The sequence below is a fragment of the Sorangium sp. So ce327 genome, from assembly GCF_051530205.1.
In the GTDB taxonomy this organism is placed as follows: domain Bacteria; phylum Myxococcota_A; class Polyangia; order Polyangiales; family Polyangiaceae; genus Sorangium; species Sorangium cellulosum_B.
On record NZ_CP150330.1, the window covers coordinates 1,494,371 to 1,511,170 of the forward strand.

The window sequence follows — 16,800 nt, forward strand, 5'->3', positions numbered from 1 at the left end:
ACATGCCGGGATCGATGTTTGCACACTTCATCTCGAAGATCGGCGCCCGGGAGGACGAGCACCGCGCGCTTCTAGAGCAGCTCGCGAGCCGCGGCGAGGCGCTCCGTCTCCTCGAGAGCTATCTCGCCTGGTCGAGGCGCGAGAGCCGTCCCGCCGGACGATCCCATGCCCACAACAACGGCTTTCTCAAGATCTCTCTGTGGCGCCATCCGGAGACCGGGACATCCATCCGCGTTCATGTCTGGAAGCCCGCCCGACAGCCGTCGACGTCCTCCGTGCACAATCACAGGTGGAATCTCTCCTCCCTCGTGCTGGCCGGCCGGTTGAGCTTCTCCAATTTCGAGCAGGTGCCCGCGGCGGGCGGAGGCTGGTTCGCGCGCGACCTCACCGACGCGGACCTGCGGGGCGTGAAGCAGTGCGCGCAGCTCGCGCGCTGCGATCTGCGCCTCACCTGCGAGTATACCGTGACCCCCGGCGGGACGCACTGGATCGAGCACACCCAGCTCCACCGGACACCGGCGCCGAGCAGCTTCGCGGCGACCCTGGTGCTCACGGGTCCCCCGCGGCGGAGCTTTTCCCGGGTGATCATGCGGCCTGACCCGGAGACCGGGGGATCGTGCGACGGGACCACCTCCGGGCGCACGCTCGAGCCGCGCGAGGTCGAGCGCGCCCTCCTCGAGGTGATCGAGAGGAGCCATGCCGTTTGACAGGCTCTCGAAGCCGCTCCTGCCGGCGCTGCTGGCGGTCGAGTCGGGCGTCGATCTACGGCGCCACGCCTGGTACCGCAGCAACCTGCACGAGCCGGTCCTCCGGTCGATGGCGGTCGAGCGCCCGGGGCGGTGCCGCCGCGATCCGCGGACCGGCGCGCTGATCATCGAGCAGATGACCGTTCAACAGTATTTCGCGAGCCTCGGCGTCGCCGACCTGTTCGATCCCCGGGATCCCGGGTGCCTGGCCTCGATGCAGTACCGCTCGGTGAACGCGCTCGGCTTCTTCGGATACCAGTTCGGCGAAGCGGCCCTCGTGAGCCTCGGTGTCTACCGTCCGCGGCGCGTGCGCGTGGATCACCAAGGGCGCGGGATCGATGTCGATTGCCTCTACTCGGGCGCCGTCCCGGCCAGCTGCTGGGCTGCCGGGCGGCGGGCGGGGCTCCAGCGCGTGGAGGGACAGATGATCTGGGCGACAGACGTCAACACCTGGGCGGGCACGTTCACGGGACGCCACGGCATCTGGACGTACGAAGACTGCATGTCACCTGCGAGCCAGGAGCTCCTCGTCCGTCAGCTCCTGGAGCGGAACCTCTGCGCGCTCGAGGAGGTACTCGCGGCCGCCGGAGCGACGCTCGATGAGAGCCTGCGCAGGCGGGGCGCGGACCTGTCCGGCGTCCTGGCCGGCGCCCATCTCTGCGGGCCGGCGGCGGTCGCCGAGTACCTGCTCGGCGGCGTCGCCGCCCGGGACGAGCTCGGAACGACCCTCGAGGAGTACGTGGCCCGCTTCGCGGAGCACGAGGTACCTCCGGTGCACCTGCGCGGGCGCACGTCGGGCGACGGGCTGCTCGACGACGAAAGGTGGGTCGTGTGAGCAACGTGCTCGTGACGGGAGGCTCGGGCGGCATTGGCCAGGCTGTCGTGCAGGGGCTCCGCGCCCGGGGGCACCGGGTGGCCGTAGCGGACAGGAACCAGCCGCAGGAGGCGGACTGCTACGTGCAGTGTGATCTGAGCGAGACGGAGGGGGCGGGCTCGCTCATCGCGTCCGTGCGGACCGCCCTCGGATCCGTCGACTCGCTGGTCCTGTGCGCCGCGCGCTACGACGCCTCGACTCTCGACGGGTGCACCGTCGACTCGTTCGCCTCCGTGCTCCGGATGAACCTCGTGAGCCCGTTCGCGCTCGTCCGGGCGTGGCTCGATCCATCGGCGGAGGATGCGCGGGGCGTCGTCGTGCTCGTGGGCTCCGCGGCCGGCCACATCGGCAGCCGCGATCCCGGATACTCGGCCTCGAAGGCCGGCATCCTGGGCCTGACGAGGAGCCTGGCCCTCAACCTGACGGGGCGCGGGCCAAGCGTGTTCAGTGTGTCTCCCGGGATCGTCGATACGGCGATGTCCCGCGCACAGCCGGAGGAGCGGAGAGAGATGGCCATCTCGAGAACCATGCTGAAGAGGGCCGCGAGGCCGGAGGAGGTGGCGGCGGCGATCCTCTGGCTCGTCGAGACGCGCCCTCACTACATGAGCGGCGCCGACCTCAACGTGAGCAATGGACTGACATGGTGAACGAGCACGTCATCCTCGACTGCGTGCGGGACGTTCCCATGGAGACGCCGCACGGGCGCTTCTTGTCCGCTGCGATCCGGCTGCGCGACGTGGCTGGGCGCGAGAGCGAGCACCTGTGCCTGTACAGGGGCGTGGGGCCGGGCTCGATCTGCCTCTTGCGGCTGAACTCCGCGTGCCTGACCTCCGAGCTCTTCGGTTGCCAGCGCTGTGATTGCATCTGGCAGCTCGCCGAGGCGCTGAGGATGTTCGAGGCCGAGGAGTCGTGCGCGCTGGTGTACACTCCGACGGACGAGGGGCGCGGTCACGGCCTCGTCTCGAAGCTGCGCGCCTATCTCGGGTCCGACGGGACCGCCTCGAGCGGCCTCGAGGGCCGATACCTCGCGACGCGTGACCTGAGGCAATTCCGCAGCCAGGCGTTCGCGGCGCGATGGCTTGGCGTCCGGAGGGCTCGCCTGCTCTCGGACAACGACGCCAAGAGGGGCGCTCTTGTAGAGGAGGGCATCGAGGCGGTGGAGGTCGTCGGGCTGCGGTCGCCCGAGCCTCGCCTCGCGGATTTCTATCGCTTCCGGGATCGGCTCCTGTCGGGAGATGCCGGACCATGAGTAACGACCGGCCGGACATGGATGTAGCGAGTGGAAAGCTGATCGCCTTCGAGGGGCTTGACGGGTGCGGCAAGACGACCCAGCTCGGAGCCCTGGAGAGCATGTTGCGCGCGCGGGGCGCCAGCGTGCTCTGTACGCGTCAACCGACGTCCCACTACCGCGAGGACCCGCGGGTCCGTGCCTACCTGGAGCGAGGCGACGGGAGCATCGGGATGGAGGAGTTGTGTATTCTGGCTGCCGAGGATAGGCGACAGCACCTTGCAACCGTGATCGGCCCGGCCCTGGAGCGCGGCGCCTGGGTGCTATGTGACCGGTATGTATACTCTTCGTATGCGTTCTTTCGCGCGCGGAGGGTCGACCTCGCGTTCGTTCGGCGTGCGAACGAGGGGGTGCGGATCCCCGACCTTACCTTGCTGCTGGATCTCTCCGCGGAGCAGGCCAGGAGCCGCGTACTGTGCCGGGAGGGGAAGATCACGAAATTCGAGGAGCGGAGGATCGAGTTCATGACACTTGTCCGGGAGACGTTCCTCGAGTGCCGGGACGAATCGTTCCTGGTGCTCGACGCCGGTTTGTCGGCGGATGTCCTCTCGGTCAGGATCGCCGAGGAGATCCAGCGCCGGTGGGGCTCGATCCTGTGATAGGGGGGGTCATGGAGAATCAATCCACAGTCGTCTCGTTTGGTGTCAGGCTGGCCAGCCAGGTGCGGCGCCTGGGCAATCCCGTGGTGGTCGGCCTCGATCCAAGCTTGGATCTCATCCCTCCGGCGTTCTTGAGCGGAGGCGGGCCGAGCGCCGCCGTCGAGCGGTTCTGTCTCGCCATCCTCGACGCGGTCGGGGATCTCGTCCCGGTGGTAAAGCTGCAGTCAGCGTATTTCGAGGTGCTGGGGGGGGACGGGGTGCACGCCATGGCGAAGGTGGCCGCCTCCGCGACCGCCCGGGGCCTCCTGGTGATCATCGACGCCAAGCGCGGCGACATCGGGTCGACCTCCGCGGCCTACGCGGAGGCGTACCTGGGCCCGAGAGCCTTCCTCCCGTGCGACGCGATGACGGTGAGCCCCTACCTCGGGTGGGACTCCATCGAGCCCTTCCTCTCCGTGGCTCTTGCGAACCACAAGGGGGTGTTCGTCCTGGCGCAGACGTCGAACCCCGGCGCCCGGGATCTCCAGTTCGCCACCGTGAACGGAAAGCCAGTGTACCAGCTCGTCGCCGAGCATGTAGCGCGCTACGATCAGGCCGAAGAGCCGAGCCTCGGCCTCGTCGTGGGCGCCACCTTCCCCGGGACGGCGGAGGCGCTACGCAGCTCGGGGGCGCGGTCGTGGTTTCTGGTGCCGGGCATCGGTGCCCAGGGGGGCTCCCTCGACACCCTCGTTCGCTTCCGCCGGCCTGATGGGCTCGGCGCGCTGCTGTCGAGCTCGAGGGCACTCACGTTCCCGGATCGGTTCGGCGGCGCGGCGGCTTGGAGCGAAGAGGCGGTCCGGTCGTCGACCCGGCAGCTCATCGACACCGTGGTTGCCCACCGGGCTGCTTGAGGCCCTCCGCTCGGAGGCAGGTCAGGGCAGCAGTCGCTGCAGCGCGCCGGTGATGTCGACCTCCGCACGGGCAAAGCAGCCGCCCAGGCGCGGAGGCGACGCGTGTTGCTCTCGTGACCGCCCGGGAAAACGCCTCAGCGCTCGTTGCGCTTTCGCCCGGCGGCCCTGGGGGAGCGCGCGCGGTCTGCGGCGTGCTGCAGGAGCGGGCTCACCTCTCGCGCGGCCTCGATCAGCGCTCGCACCATGGGCGCGCCGTCGTCCTCCGCGCGCCATGTGACGACTTCGCTCAGATCGATGTGGAGATCTTCGACGGGCCGCCACAGCAACGACGTCTGCGAAGCCAGCTCCCAGAACTTCTCTGAGAGGAAGGTGACCGCGTCGCCGATCACGACCAGGGCCATGAGCGCCTCCAGGTCGAGCACCTCCGCCGTCACGTGCAGCGTCACGCCCTGTGCGCGCGCCGCCGTGATGATGTCCGCGTGGAGCCTCGGATAGAGCTGACGCGGCTGGAGCAGCACGCGCTCGCTCTCGAGATCTCGAAGCCGGATCTTCTTGAGCCGTGCGAGCCGATGCTCAGGGGAGAGCAGCAGCCCCAGTCGATCGCGGGTCATCTCGAGGTGGCCGAGGGCGTCGTCTTCGGGCGCGTAGGCCCCATAGCCGAAGGTGATCGTCCCCTGCCGCAGCGCCGTCCACTGCTCCAGGCTGCTCATGGGGACAAGCTGGAGGCCGACGCGGGGCGTTCGCCGACGAAACGCCGCGACGAGGGACAAGAACAAGCCCATGAAGGTCGTGCCCGTCTCGAAGCCGATGACCACGGTTCCGAGCCTGCCTTCGGCGATTCCCTTGGCTTCGTCGACGGCCGCGTCAACGCTCGCGAGGATGCTCCTGGCTCTCTCCGCGAAGGACTTCCCGGCGGCCGTGAGCTTGATCCCGCGTCCCTCGGGCGCGAAGAGCTCGACGCCCATCTCCTCCTCGAGGTCCTTCATCTGCCGACTCAATGGAGACTGCGAGACGTGGAGCCTGGTGGCGGCTCGGCGGAAGCTCTGCTCCTCGGCGATCGTGACGAAGTAGCGCAGGTGTCGGAGCTCCATGGTCTCGACCGTTACCCTACAGGCATCATAGCCGTGCGATCAATGTCTTGGACGGCTCGGTTCGAGAAACATACCGTGCTCGCCATGAACTCGACGATCCCGACGCGTCCCGCCTCCCGGGTGCTGGTCTCCGGCGCCAGCGTCTCCGGTCTCACCGTCGCCTATTGGCTCGCCCGCCACGGCTTCGCGGTCACGGTGGTCGAGCGTGCGCCGCATCTACGCCCGGGCGGGCACGCGCTCGACGTTCGGGGGCCGGCCCTGGAGGTCGCGGAGCGGATGGGCATCCTCGCCACGCTTCGCGATCGAAGCACGAGGCTGACGGGCATCTCTGTGGTCGACTCGGCCGGTCAGGAGATCTTTCGGAGCACGGAGAGCACCTTGACAGGCGGCCGGCTCGACAGCCCCGACGTCGAGATCTTGCGCGACGACCTGTGTCACGTGCTTCACGAGGCCGTGGGCCCCCGGGTCGAGTACCTCTTCGCCGATTCCATCACGTCGCTGACCCAGGACGAGTCGGGCGTCGACGTCACGTTCCTCAAGGCTGCGCCTCGCCGCTTCGAGCTGGTGGTTGGCGCCGACGGATTGGGTTCGGGGGTGCGGCGGATCGCCTTCGGCCCCGATGAGCAGTTCATCCGCGCCTTCGGCGACCTGTACGTCGCGACGTTCGGCATGCCGAACTTCCTCGGTCTCGAGCGCTGGCAGGTCATGTACCGGCAGCCGGACTCCGTCGGCGCGCTGGTCATGGGCCTGCGGAGGGATGTCCACGCGAGGACCTATCTCGGCTTCAACGCGCCGAAGGGGATCGACCACGACTCCCGCGACATCGACGCACAGAAGCGATTGCTCGCCGACCGCGTCGCAGGCGCAGGCTGGGTCATTCCGCAGATCGTGGAGCATATGCTGCGCGCGACCGACTTCCATTTCTACTCGCTGAGCCAGGTCCGCATGAGCAGCTGGTCACGCGGGCGGATCGTGCTGGTCGGCGATGCTGGCTACGCCGTCTCTCTGGGTACGGGGCAGGCCACCTCGGTCGCGATGGTCGGCGCTTACGTTTTGGCCAGTGAGCTCGCCAGGCACGAGGATGATCTGGTGGGTGGCATCGCCGCGTACGAGGACGCCCTGCGCGCCTACGTGATCCGCAATCAGGACATCGCTTTGGACCAGAACGCAAAGCCTGACGAACCGACCGACGAGGGGCAGACCGCCCCCGCCGGCAGCATCCCGGACTTCGGAGCGCTGACGCTGCCGTTCGATTTCAAGAGCTACGATGGCGGCGACGGCGATGCCCATCCGAAGCGGCGGTAGTCAGGGGCCTGCGATCTTTCTGGACGTCCACCAGGATTCCAGTACGGCGGCCGCCGCGTGGACGATGGGAGAGCGTGCTGGAACATCGGTCGGCTCGCCGAGCGCGGAGAGGAAGCGGGCGATGTTCCGGGGCTCAGTGACCATGGCGACGAGCTTCATCCGTCGCGGCGAGCCGCTTCCAGTCAGATGCCGGTCCCGCGCACCAGAAGGACCATCCCCGTCCCCATCACGGCGGCGCCGGCATAGCGCAGCCCCCGCGACAGGGACTCTCGACCGGCGGCGAGCTCGCCGAGGACGAGACCGCAGAGATGAAGCACGGTCGTGCTCAGCAGAAAGCCCATGGCATACAGCGCCGGGCTGACCGCATGAGGCATCTCCAGGCCGTGGGCATGTCCGTGAAAGACACCGAACATCGCCACGCATCCGGAGAGCAGGAACGGTGAGGAGCCACGGGTCGTGGTGACGATGCCGAGACCGAGCGCCGCGACCGACGCCGCGATGCAAAGCTCACCCAGGGGCATGGGCCATCGCGCCATCCCCAGGAGGCCGCCGACCAGCATCGCGGCGACGAACGTGGCGGGGATCCGGAGGAGGTGCTTTCCGCCGAGCTGCGAGCTGACGACACCGACGCTCACCATCGCGAGCAGGTGGTCCGCGCCGAACACCGGATGGAAGAGGCCCTTCAGAAATCCCGCATCGGCGCCGCCCGGGTGCGCCCAGCTCACGGAGGGCCACGAGACGAGCGTGGCGACGAGCAGGGCGCGCGCGCCGGGACATGAAGCCCATCCCATCGTCTTCTGAATCGTGGATTTCATGAAGCGCCTCTCCTCGTCAGGCGTTCGCCACGCGCGCTGCCGTCGATGCAGGATCGCTGTGGAAGAGCTTGTAGGCGAGCGCCGCGAGCAAGAGCTCGGTACCTGCGATGATCACGTTCGGGTAGAGCGGGATGCCCGCCACGACCGGGAGCGGCACGTCGGGGCCCGCGAGCAGGCTGGTCCCCGGGATGAGCCACGTAATGTAGAAGAAGGGCGTCCAGGTGATGACGACGATCCAGGCCGCCACGTTGAACCCGACCTGCGGCTCCATGGACCGCCGCCACACCATCCACAATCCGACGATCGTCACGCCACACAGGATGAGCAGCATGAGGGCGCCATGAAAGCGCGCATGCTCATGCCATGCAGGGTTGAACAGGTGGGTTTTATTCCAGTCCACGCCGACAGCGACGATGGCGCCGCTCGCCAGCGCGAACGTGAGAACGACTCTTCCCAGGGTACTTCGGTTCATGGTGATAGGCTCCTGACCGGCGGGCACGATCGATCCGCTGTGACGAGCCACCCATTCCCCGCACACCGGTGACTCCGTTGGCTATCGGCATTGGCCAGCAGGTGGCGGGCGCGCCGGCCAGGAAGACCATAGCCGCCCATTCACCAGAATAACAATATATTGATCCAATCGATCGATTTGATCTTCTGATTGATCCGTGGTACGGTCGAATGTCGTGGACCTGCGACACCTTCGCTATTTTCTGGCCGTCGCCGAAGAACGCCATTTTGGCCGCGCCGCGCAGCGACTGCACATCGTTCAGCCGGCGCTGAGCATGCAGATTCGGGCGCTCGAAAGCGAGATCGGCGGCGCGCTGTTCGTGCGGACGAGTCGGCGCGTGGAGCTGACCGAAGCCGGCGCATTGCTGGTCGTCGAGGCGCAGCGGGCGGTCGCCCAGGCGGAGCGGGCCAAGGCGATCGTCCAGCAATCGCTGCGCGGCGACATCGGCAAAGTTCGCATCGGTTACGCGGGCAACGCGATCCTCACTGGCAAGATGACGGACCACCTGCGAGCGTTCCGCAAAGCCCATCCTGCCGCGGAGATCGAGCTGCGCGAGATGCCACCTTCGAGGCAGGCGGAGGCCGTGTTGACCGGCGAGGTTGACGTCGGCTACTGCTCGGCGTTCGCCCTCAAGGTAGATCCGCGGTTGAGCGTCCAACCGATCGGCGCCTGGCCGCTGGTGGTCGCGATGGCAGAGGAGCACACGCTCGCGGCGCACAGGCGCGTGACGCCGAAGATGCTCGCCGGAGAGCCGCTCATCATGTTCCCATCGGAAGAGGCCGGTGGCGACGTGCTGAAGAGATTGATCCTCTTGACAGGACGCGAGCCGCGCCGGGTCCACCGCGCCGACACCACCCTGAGCATGCTGTCGTTGGCCGGCGCAGGCCTGGGCGTGGCGCTGGCTCCAAAACCGCTGATTCAGGTGAAGGTTCCCCGCGTCGTCTATCGTCCGTTCGTCGCGCCGAAGAACGTCTTCGCCGAGCTGCACCTGATCGGCCGCGCTGACGAGACCGCCGGCGCTGTACGCGCCTTCGTGAAGCTAGCCTCCGGCTCCTCGGATCGGGCCACCTCGCGGTCGTAGGCTTCCTTTCGTCGATGTCGTCATGCACGCACAGAATGGATTCGATAACGACGGATCGCGACGGTTCAGCGCCGCGGAACAGTCCCGCCAGAAATGCCGGGGCGCTGTCCGTGCCGGCCAGCCTCGTGGCGTTCCATCTGAAGGCACACTGGGCTAAGCTCGACCCCTCGTGACCAAGCCGTCAGACCTCGACTGGAACGACCTTCGCTACGCCCTCGCCGCGGTGAGGGCCAAAACATTGGCTGGCGCGGCGCGCTCGCTGGGCGTCGAGCACTCGACGGTAGGTCGCAGGCTCGTGGCGCTCGAAACGGCGCTGGGCGCCCCGCTGCTCACGCGCGGCCCCGAGGGGCTTTCGCTCACGGCGATAGGCCAGACGGTCGCGCCGCTGCTCGAGCAAATGGAGCAGGCGGCGCTCGCGGTGCAAGCGGCCGTGCGGTCGCAAACCGTCCGGGTCAAGCTGGCCACCCCCTCGGCCTTCGGCCGCTTGCTCGCCCCGCACATCGGCGCCTTCCAGGCCGCCCGCCCCGAAATCGTCCTGGAGATACTCAGCGGTAGCCGCCCGGCCGACCTAAGAAAGGGCGAGGCCGATGTCGCGCTGCGTTCGGGCACGGTCGACGGCGACGATCTGATCGCCAAGAAGGTCGGCGAGCTCGATTGGTCGCTGTATGCCTCGGAAGCCTACCTGGCGCGGCACCCGGCTTCGGCCGGCTCGTGCGACCTCCGGGGGCACGATCTGCTGGGTTTCGAGGCGGGCGTCAGCAACGCCCCTCTGGCCCGGTGGCTCGAAGAGCGCAGCGAAGGCGCCCGCGTGCTCATGCGGTACCGCGAGGTGAGCGACCTTCTGGCCGCCTGCGTCGCGGGCATGGGCATCGCCATCTTGCCTTGCCTGCTCGCCTCGCTCGAGCCTTCGCTCCGGCGGCTCACGGGCGAGAGCCTCGGGAAGAGCCGGCTCTCGATCGTGTACCGCAAAGAGGCGTCCCTCGCCGAGCCGGTGAGGGCGGTCATCGAGCTCGTCACCGAGGCGTTGCGCGGGCACCTCGGGACCCCAGGGCGCCGCTGACGAGCGGCGCCCTGCCCGGGCCATTCGGGGTTAAAGGTTCCGCGAACGGTGCCAGAGGGTGCCGTCGGGACCCACGACGAAGACGTCGAGCCTGCCCGGGGCCGAGCTCACGAGGATGGGGTCGCCGCCGACATCGACGGCGAGCGTCGCCCACTCGGTCTGCCCGGGCCACCAGCTGCCCGCGCTCCACTCTTTGTAAAGCAATCGACCGTCAGTGCTCCGGGCGACGACCTCGAGGTGGCCGACGTCCGACGAGACCACCGACGGGGGCCCCGCGAGGTTGCCGCCCATGTCATACCACTCGGTCTGGCTGGGCGACCAACCCGACGCGTCCCAGGCCTTGTTGTACGCGCGACCGTCGGCGCCGCGGCCGACGATGTCGAGGTGGCCGGCGCCCCACGAATCGACGACCGGGGTTTCGGCGAACTGCTTGCCGCCGAGGCCCTGCCAGCCCGTCTGGGAGGGCCACCAGCCGGCCGACGCATTATAGACCTTGTTGTACGCCCGCTTGCCCGCGTCGAGCGCGATGACGTCGATATGGCCGGCGCCCCACGAGGCGGCCGTCGGCGCGGAGCCCATCGTGCCAAGGTCGTTCCAGCCAGAGGGAGAGGGCGACCACTGGCCCGTCGAGGTCGACCACGACTTGTGCAAGACCTTGCCCGACGCGCTCAGCGTGAATACGTCGAGCGAGTCGGGGTCGGGCGAGACGGCGACCGGCGGTGCCGAGGCGGGGCCCCCGAGAGAGTCCCACGTGGTTTGCGAGGGCCACCAGCCGGCGAGGAGTGGATCCCACACTTTGTGGTAAACCGAGTTGTCGTTGCCGAGCATGAAGGCGCTCAGGTGGTCGCCCCGCCGGACGAGCGCCGGCGCCTTGCTCGACGAGCCGCCGAGGCCCGCCAGGCCGAGCTGCGAAGGCCACCACGAGGGGGGCGATCCGGGGATTTGCACCTTGTTGCCGAAGGTGGCGTCGGCGTTCCTGACGATGAGATCGAGCTGGCCGGACGGCTTGGTCACGGCGGCCGGAAGCCCCCGTGCCCCGGCGCCGACGGACTCCCAGTCCTCCCAGCCTCTGCCGATGCCGAGCGCGGGCCTTTTGCCCCGGGCGCCGGCGAACCACGACGAGTCGACGTCGTAGGTCAGAACGCGCTTCACCTGCTCGACCTGCGAGTCGCTGAGCGACCAGCGGTCGCCGGTGTAGCCCGGATCGTAGTTATAGCTCATGAGGTTGGCGCCGAGGTTCGGCGCCGACGGCGTGTGGCCGGGCAGCGTGAGGCCGAGGCCCTTCAAGCCGTCGTCGCCCGTATAAAGAATGTCGCAGGCCGAAGGGAAGCTGACGCAAAGGCACGTCTGGCTGTAACCGGGCTCGGCCTGGTTGCAGTCGGCATACTCGAAGCCTGTGCGCGGCACGGCCAAGCGCAACGTGCGGTCGGGCTCGGCCGGGGGGCAGTTGTCGAGCGAGGCGTAGCAGGCGAAGCCGAGCGGGTTCTGCGCCCAGCCGCTGTTGCCTTGAATGGGCCGTAGCGACGATTCGGGGTAGCTCGCGGCCTGCGCTCGGCTCGAGAAGTAGAGGTTGGTCGTGGTCGCCGGGGGCAGGTCGGCGGGTTTGTAGACGAGGTCCCAGAAGTCGGCGAGCTTGGCCGGGGCGCCGGTCGCGGGGTTCTTCAGGTTGGGGTTCGACAGATCGTAGCCGAGGCCCGCGCCGCGGAACGAGTGCGAGAGGCCCAAGTAGTGCCCCAGCTCGTGGGCGAAGGTGCGGTTGCCCGCGCCCATGTTGTAGCGTTGTATGATGATGCCGTTGCCCTCCCACGGGTAGGCGCCCCAGGCCTGGCTGCTCGAGCGCACGGTGAAGACGACGATCTCGTTCTCGTTGCCGCAGAGCGAGGCGGCGCGAAAGAGGGCCATCTCCTCCGACTCGGTGCCGCTCAGCCCCGGGGCCGCGCAGCCGGGGTTGAAGGCGACGGGGGGCGCCGACGAGGGGGGCGAGGGCCAGGCGTAGCTGCCGCCGATCGTGGTGAAGGTCGGGCTCGTGACGACGACCGATGCGGCCAGCGAGAAGCGAATGCCCGCCTTGACGAAGGCGGCGTTCGCGCCGGCGATCTGCTCGTTCAGGGCGCTCCGGCCGAGCGAGTCGTCGGTGCCGTCGACGAACTGAACGAACCGGACTGGGATCTCTCGGTGGATGACGGCCGTCGAGGACGATAGCCCGGCCGACACCTCGGCCACGGGGGCGTCGTCGGGCGCGGGCTCGAGATCGACGCCGGGGGTGCCGCAAGCTGTATGCAAAAGAATGGATGCCGGAAGGGAGCGTGCCAGGAGAGACAGGTGAGTCGATCGAAATGTCATTGGGGTTCCTTGGTGCGTGAAATGACGGCGCCCTGAACGGGTCGGGGCGGCGCGCGCCCCCGCGAAGGGGCGGGGGGCGCGGGGCCTGCCCTGCCGTCGTTGCAATGCTTTGGTACCCGCCGGCGGACGAACCGTCGATTCGCAATGTGCGCCCAGGCCCGTGCAAAAATGCACACACCGACACGGGGGTAGTTACTGCCCCCCTCGCCCTGGTGAACGCCTCGGCTGCCGGGTCGAGGCCTCGGCGCTACGCCTTCACGACGGCGGCCCGCTCGCTCATCGCGCGCTTTGCGCCGCGCGCCCGTTCATTCGCGCGGTCGCAATGTCTTCATGAGGCCGTCGATCATCGGCTGGAGGCCGAACTCGAACACGCGATCGAGGTTGAAATCGTACCCGCCCGAGAGCTCGTTCAGCAGCCTGGCGAAGCTCGGATACGGCCCCGACGTCGCGATCGCCAGGAACGCGGCCCCCTGCGATTCGTTCCACTGCGCTTCGGTCATCCCCGTGGTGGCCTCGGCCTCGCGCTCCGACTCGAGGTTCACGGCGACGCCGCGAACGTAGCTGTAGAGCGTCATGTGCGCCTCGAGCCGGGTCGCCGCGTCGATCCCGGGGGCTTCCATGGCACGCAGGATCCACTCGGCGTGCGCGATCACGTTGCGCAGCGCGACGGGCCGCGCGAGCGGCAGCACGTGCGCGAGCCATCCGTGCCGCCGGTACAGCGCCCACTGCGCGCGGGACGCGCGGCTCAGGGCCTCGCGCAGATCGCGAGGAGGCGACCCCGGCAGCGGGTGCTCGCCGAACACCGCGTCGATCATGAGGAGCACGAGCGCCTCTTTCCCCTCCACGTAACGGTAAAGCGACATCGTCGGCACGCCGAGCTTCGCGGCGACACCGCGCATGGAGAGGGCGTCGAGCCCCTCGTCGTCGGCGAGCCGGATGGCGACCTGCACGATCCGCTCGCGCGTCAGGGCGCCGCCTCGCTCGGACGGCTCACGTGCCGCGCGATCGCCCTCGGCCACCACGTGGCCCGAGCGCGGGACCGATCGGATGAGCCCCTCGTGGCGCAGGGTCGACAGCGCCTTGGTGGCGGTGGCGAGCGCGACGCCGAAGGAGCGAACGATCTGGCGCGTCGAAGGGACGCGATCGCCCGCACGGAGGCGCCCGGACGTGATGCGCGCGCGCAAGTCGTTCGCGATCTGCAGGTAGGGCGGTCCGTCGGCCGACTTGCGGCGGTTCGTCGACGTGCCGCGCTTCACCGGAGCCATGGTGACTGTACTAGCACAGATGGGCGGTTGATAGCGCGCGGGATGGTTGCCGGGACGCAGTCCGCGACCGCAGCTGTTCTAGCCTAGAATCTCGGCTAATGCGCCGTTCGCGGGGTGCCGAGCGCCGCCGTCGTCGCCATGCTGGTGCGTACGCCGTACGCGGTCGGTTGCGTACGTCGTACGCAAGCTTCCCCCCGAGGTCCCCATGTCGAATGGCACCGTTCTCGTCTCCGGCGCAGGCATCGCAGGCCCCGCGCTCGCCTACTGGCTCTCGCGTCGCGGGTTCACCCCCACCGTGGTCGAGCGCGCCCCCGCCCTGCGGGCAGGAGGCAACGCCGTGGACTTCCGCGGGCCGACGCACCTGCGCGTCCTCGGCGAGATGGGGGTGCTCGACGCGATTCGACAGCATCAGACCCACATGCGGGATCTCGCGATGGTGGACGAGGCCGGCCGGCGCCTCGTCACGCTCCCCGCGGCGTTCGCGAGCGGCGACGTGGAGATCGAGCGCGGCGATCTCAGCCGCATCCTCCACGAGGCCGCGAAGGACGCGGCCGAGTTCGTGTTCGGCGACAGCATCGCCTCGCTCACCGACACGCCCGACGGCGTCGACGTCACGTTCGAACGCGGCCGGCCGAGGCGCTTCGACCTTGTCGTGGGCGCCGACGGGCTGCACTCCCGCGTGCGCGCGCTCGCGTTCGGCGACGAGTCGAGGTTCCTGCGCTTCCACGGCCATTACGTGGCGACGTTCGCCGCGCCGAACCACCTCGGCCTCGATCACCAGGGCCTCATCTTCAGCGAGCCGGGGCGGGCCGCCAGCATCGCGAGCGCCCGCCGCCCCGAGGAGGCGACGGCGCTCCTGATGTTCGCCTCCAGGCCGCTCGACCACGATCCGCGCGACGTGGCGCAGCACAAGGCGATCCTCGCCGAGCGGTTCGCGGGGATGGGGTGGGAGGTGCCGCGTCTGCTCGAGGCGATGAGGCAGAGTCCGAGTCTGTATTTCGACGCCGTGGGGTGGATCGACATGGATCGCACTTCGCGGGGTCGCGTCGTGCTCCTGGGCGACGCCGGCTACGGCGGCACCATCGGAGGGCAGGGGACCGGCCTCGCCGTGGTCTGCGCGTATGTGCTCGCGGGTGAGCTCGCCGTTGCGAAGGGAGACCATCGCGCCGCGTTCCAGCGCTACGAAGCGCGGATCCGTCGATATGCCCGGCGCTGCCAGCAGGGGGCGAAGCACGTCGGCTCGTTCTTCGCCCCGCCGACCCGCGTGCAACTCGCGCTGCGCAACGCGATGTACCGGGCGCTCACCTCGCGCCCGCTCGCCCGCTGGTTCGAGAAGATGGTCACGAGCGCCGCCAGCGACCTCGTGCTCCCCGCGTACCCGGGGTGCTGACGCGCGCGTGAGGCACCTCGGCGGAGACGCACTCACCGCGTCATGAGTCTCGGTCCCGCGACGGCGGCTGGCCATAGTCGGCGACGTGCAGCTCGCCGCCGGGCACGAGGGCGTCGTGGACGGCGCGGAGCCCCGCTCGCTTCTCCGAGAGCGGCACCTGGTGGAAGACCAAGATCAGCCGCTCCTTGCGGGCGCGCCGCGAAGCGGCGCCGGCTTGAATGAATCGTGAGGCCACTAACGGTATGAGCGAAATCGCACCTGCGACCCGTAGATGATCTCGCCCTTGTTGATTCGATGCTCCAGGTCGTCAAGCTGGCGCATGAGAGCCTTGTAGTGCCGCGCCCAATGAACGAACTGAAACAGGAAAATCACCACAAATATGCCAGTGCAGAGACATACAATGGCTATGCGCTCGGGCCCATGCAGGACATAAGTAAGCCCTGCTGCCGCAGCGGCGACAAAAAGCCCGGACGATGCGACTGTCACGAGAACGCGCCGGGCGGCGCGGACCGTGATGCTTCGCACCCGGTCTACGTTTTGAAGCGTGATGATGTCGCTGTCTTCCATGGCGGCCCAACTATCCGTCGATTGGGAAACCGAAGCCGGTCCGAGGTGCGGCTGAAGGCATCAAAATCGTCGAAAAATTCCAGTCCGTTTGCCCGTCTACAGCCGCAGATGAGCCGCAGGTACGGCTGTAGTACTAGCGCGGGACCTCGGGGATGAACTCGGCACCCAGGCGGAAGATCAAGAAGTCCTTGGTGACGTTGCCGCTGCTGCTGCCAGGCCACATGAAGGGGCTGCCGCCGCTGCGGTCCGGATCCCACTCGTACCACATCCAGCGAGCCGCCTCGTCGATGTCGCAGACGATGGAGAACTCATTGCCGGGCTCCGGGACCGAGCGCTCCGTGTCGTTCGTCTCTCCGAACGCCACATGGCCGTGCGCGGACGCCTCGGTGGTCACCCAGCCGGCGCTTGTCGTCTGCGGGTCGAGATCACCGCTGTTGCAGCGCGCGATATACTGGTCGATGGTCTCCAGCGTCGGCCCGTTCGAGCCGAGGTCGTAGTCCTCGCCCGTCGCGCAGACCTCCCACGCGCCGTTGCCGGTGAAGACGGGAGCGGCCCCCTCGCGGAAGAACTGGCCGATCACGCCCTGTGTCGTGGACTTGTCGGCGTACGTGATGATGTAGAGATAATGCCCGGCGTTCGCGGACGCCGCTGGCACGGTGTACGACTCCGGCCCGTTGCCGATGGGACAGGAGAAGATCTTGCCGGCGAGGGTGTTCTCGATGCCCCCGAAATAGTTCAGGAGCCCGTCGCCGGTTCCGTAGCCGAAGCCGTACGCATTGTCGGCCGTGATGATCACGCTCACCGCGGTCGAGAGCCCGGTCCCTCCGCCAACGCCGGCGATCTCACCGAGACCGTTGTCGTCCTCCCCGCCCGCGCCCCCGTTACCGCCGCCGCCGGCGCCGGAATCGCCAGGATCGGTGCCGGCGTCCGAACACCCGGATGCATGAAGCGCGACAGCAAAAGCCAAAGCTGAAA

At 68.5% G+C, this 16,800-nt stretch carries 19 protein-coding genes; 10 read left to right on the forward strand and 9 right to left on the reverse strand.

The window, feature by feature from the left end:
- Window positions 1–14: 14 nt before the first annotated feature.
- Genes WME95_RS05515 through pyrF form a run of 6 tightly spaced genes read left to right on the forward strand, consistent with a single transcriptional unit; the run spans window position 15 to window position 4,397 of the window.
- Window positions 15–707, forward strand: coding sequence for a hypothetical protein (locus WME95_RS05515; RefSeq protein WP_437907381.1), 693 nt, complete (start codon window positions 15–17; stop codon window positions 705–707).
- Window positions 697–1,581, forward strand: coding sequence for a hypothetical protein (locus WME95_RS05520; RefSeq protein ID WP_437907383.1), 885 nt, complete (start codon window positions 697–699; stop codon window positions 1,579–1,581). Before WME95_RS05515 ends, WME95_RS05520 begins: the two co-directional genes overlap by 11 nt.
- Window positions 1,578–2,267, forward strand: coding sequence for an SDR family NAD(P)-dependent oxidoreductase (locus WME95_RS05525; protein WP_437907385.1), 690 nt, complete (start codon window positions 1,578–1,580; stop codon window positions 2,265–2,267). The genes WME95_RS05520 and WME95_RS05525 overlap by 4 nt, the downstream gene beginning before the upstream one ends.
- Window positions 2,261–2,869: a GTP cyclohydrolase II gene (locus WME95_RS05530; protein WP_437907387.1), complete on the forward strand. Its 609-nt coding sequence runs from the start codon at window positions 2,261–2,263 to the stop codon at window positions 2,867–2,869. The genes WME95_RS05525 and WME95_RS05530 overlap by 7 nt, the downstream gene beginning before the upstream one ends.
- Window positions 2,866–3,507, forward strand: a complete 642-nt coding sequence (gene tmk / locus WME95_RS05535; protein ID WP_437907389.1) for a dTMP kinase — start codon at window positions 2,866–2,868, stop codon at window positions 3,505–3,507. The genes WME95_RS05530 and tmk overlap by 4 nt, the downstream gene beginning before the upstream one ends.
- An 11-nt stretch (window positions 3,508–3,518) precedes the next feature.
- Window positions 3,519–4,397, forward strand: a complete 879-nt coding sequence (gene pyrF / locus WME95_RS05540; RefSeq protein ID WP_437907390.1) for an orotidine-5'-phosphate decarboxylase — start codon at window positions 3,519–3,521, stop codon at window positions 4,395–4,397.
- 134 nt (window positions 4,398–4,531) lie between these two features.
- On the opposite strand, the gene WME95_RS05545 is transcribed toward pyrF, so the two are convergent.
- Window positions 4,532–5,488, reverse strand: coding sequence for a LysR family transcriptional regulator (locus WME95_RS05545; protein ID WP_437907391.1), 957 nt, complete (start codon window positions 5,486–5,488; stop codon window positions 4,532–4,534).
- 84 nt (window positions 5,489–5,572) lie between these two features.
- On the opposite strand from WME95_RS05545, the gene WME95_RS05550 reads away from it, so the two are divergent.
- Complete coding sequence (locus WME95_RS05550) at window positions 5,573–6,793, forward strand: FAD-dependent monooxygenase (RefSeq protein ID WP_437910951.1); 1,221 nt, start codon at window positions 5,573–5,575, stop codon at window positions 6,791–6,793.
- On the opposite strand, the gene WME95_RS05555 is transcribed toward WME95_RS05550, so the two are convergent.
- Genes WME95_RS05555 through WME95_RS05565 form a run of 3 tightly spaced genes read right to left on the reverse strand, consistent with a single transcriptional unit; the run spans window position 6,794 to window position 8,080 of the window.
- A complete protein-coding gene (locus WME95_RS05555; protein ID WP_437907392.1) occupies window positions 6,794–6,952 on the reverse strand; it encodes a hypothetical protein in 159 nt (52 codons plus the stop codon).
- A 23-nt stretch (window positions 6,953–6,975) separates the two neighbouring features.
- The gene (locus tag WME95_RS05560) at window positions 6,976–7,608 is read right to left on the reverse strand and encodes a HupE/UreJ family protein (RefSeq protein ID WP_437907393.1); all 633 of its coding nucleotides are present in this window, start codon (window positions 7,606–7,608) and stop codon (window positions 6,976–6,978) included.
- 16 nt (window positions 7,609–7,624) lie between these two features.
- Window positions 7,625–8,080: a DUF6640 family protein gene (locus tag WME95_RS05565; RefSeq protein ID WP_437907394.1), complete on the reverse strand. Its 456-nt coding sequence runs from the start codon at window positions 8,078–8,080 to the stop codon at window positions 7,625–7,627.
- A 214-nt stretch (window positions 8,081–8,294) separates the two neighbouring features.
- Here WME95_RS05565 and WME95_RS05570 point away from each other — a divergent pair, with 214 nt between their 5' ends.
- Both WME95_RS05570 and WME95_RS05575 read left to right on the forward strand, forming a co-directional pair.
- Entirely contained in the window at window positions 8,295–9,200 is a 906-nt protein-coding gene (locus WME95_RS05570; RefSeq protein WP_437907395.1) for a LysR substrate-binding domain-containing protein, read from the forward strand.
- A gap of 169 nt (window positions 9,201–9,369) precedes the next feature.
- On the forward strand, window positions 9,370–10,260 hold the full coding sequence (locus WME95_RS05575; protein ID WP_437907396.1) for a LysR family transcriptional regulator: 891 nt from the start codon (window positions 9,370–9,372) through the stop codon (window positions 10,258–10,260).
- 30 nt (window positions 10,261–10,290) lie between these two features.
- Here the strand turns inward: WME95_RS05575 and WME95_RS05580 are convergent, their stop codons facing one another.
- Both WME95_RS05580 and WME95_RS05585 read right to left on the reverse strand, forming a co-directional pair.
- Complete coding sequence (locus WME95_RS05580) at window positions 10,291–12,543, reverse strand: hypothetical protein (RefSeq protein WP_437907397.1); 2,253 nt, start codon at window positions 12,541–12,543, stop codon at window positions 10,291–10,293.
- Between the two features lie 365 nt (window positions 12,544–12,908).
- On the reverse strand, window positions 12,909–13,868 hold the full coding sequence (locus tag WME95_RS05585) for a TetR/AcrR family transcriptional regulator C-terminal domain-containing protein (RefSeq protein ID WP_437907398.1): 960 nt from the start codon (window positions 13,866–13,868) through the stop codon (window positions 12,909–12,911).
- 205 nt (window positions 13,869–14,073) lie between these two features.
- Between WME95_RS05585 and WME95_RS05590 the strand changes: the two genes are divergently transcribed.
- The gene (locus tag WME95_RS05590; protein WP_437907399.1) at window positions 14,074–15,258 is read left to right on the forward strand and encodes an FAD-dependent monooxygenase; all 1,185 of its coding nucleotides are present in this window, start codon (window positions 14,074–14,076) and stop codon (window positions 15,256–15,258) included.
- A 40-nt stretch (window positions 15,259–15,298) separates the two neighbouring features.
- On the opposite strand, the gene WME95_RS05595 is transcribed toward WME95_RS05590, so the two are convergent.
- The 3 genes from WME95_RS05595 to WME95_RS05605 all read right to left on the reverse strand — a co-directional run bounded on the left by WME95_RS05595 (window position 15,299) and on the right by WME95_RS05605 (window position 16,792).
- Window positions 15,299–15,430, reverse strand: coding sequence for a hypothetical protein (locus WME95_RS05595; RefSeq protein ID WP_437907400.1), 132 nt, complete (start codon window positions 15,428–15,430; stop codon window positions 15,299–15,301).
- A gap of 62 nt (window positions 15,431–15,492) precedes the next feature.
- A complete protein-coding gene (locus WME95_RS05600; RefSeq protein ID WP_437907401.1) occupies window positions 15,493–15,825 on the reverse strand; it encodes a hypothetical protein in 333 nt (110 codons plus the stop codon).
- A 133-nt stretch (window positions 15,826–15,958) separates the two neighbouring features.
- Window positions 15,959–16,792: a hypothetical protein gene (locus WME95_RS05605; protein ID WP_437907402.1), complete on the reverse strand. Its 834-nt coding sequence runs from the start codon at window positions 16,790–16,792 to the stop codon at window positions 15,959–15,961.
- Between the last annotated feature and the right edge of the window lie 8 nt (window positions 16,793–16,800).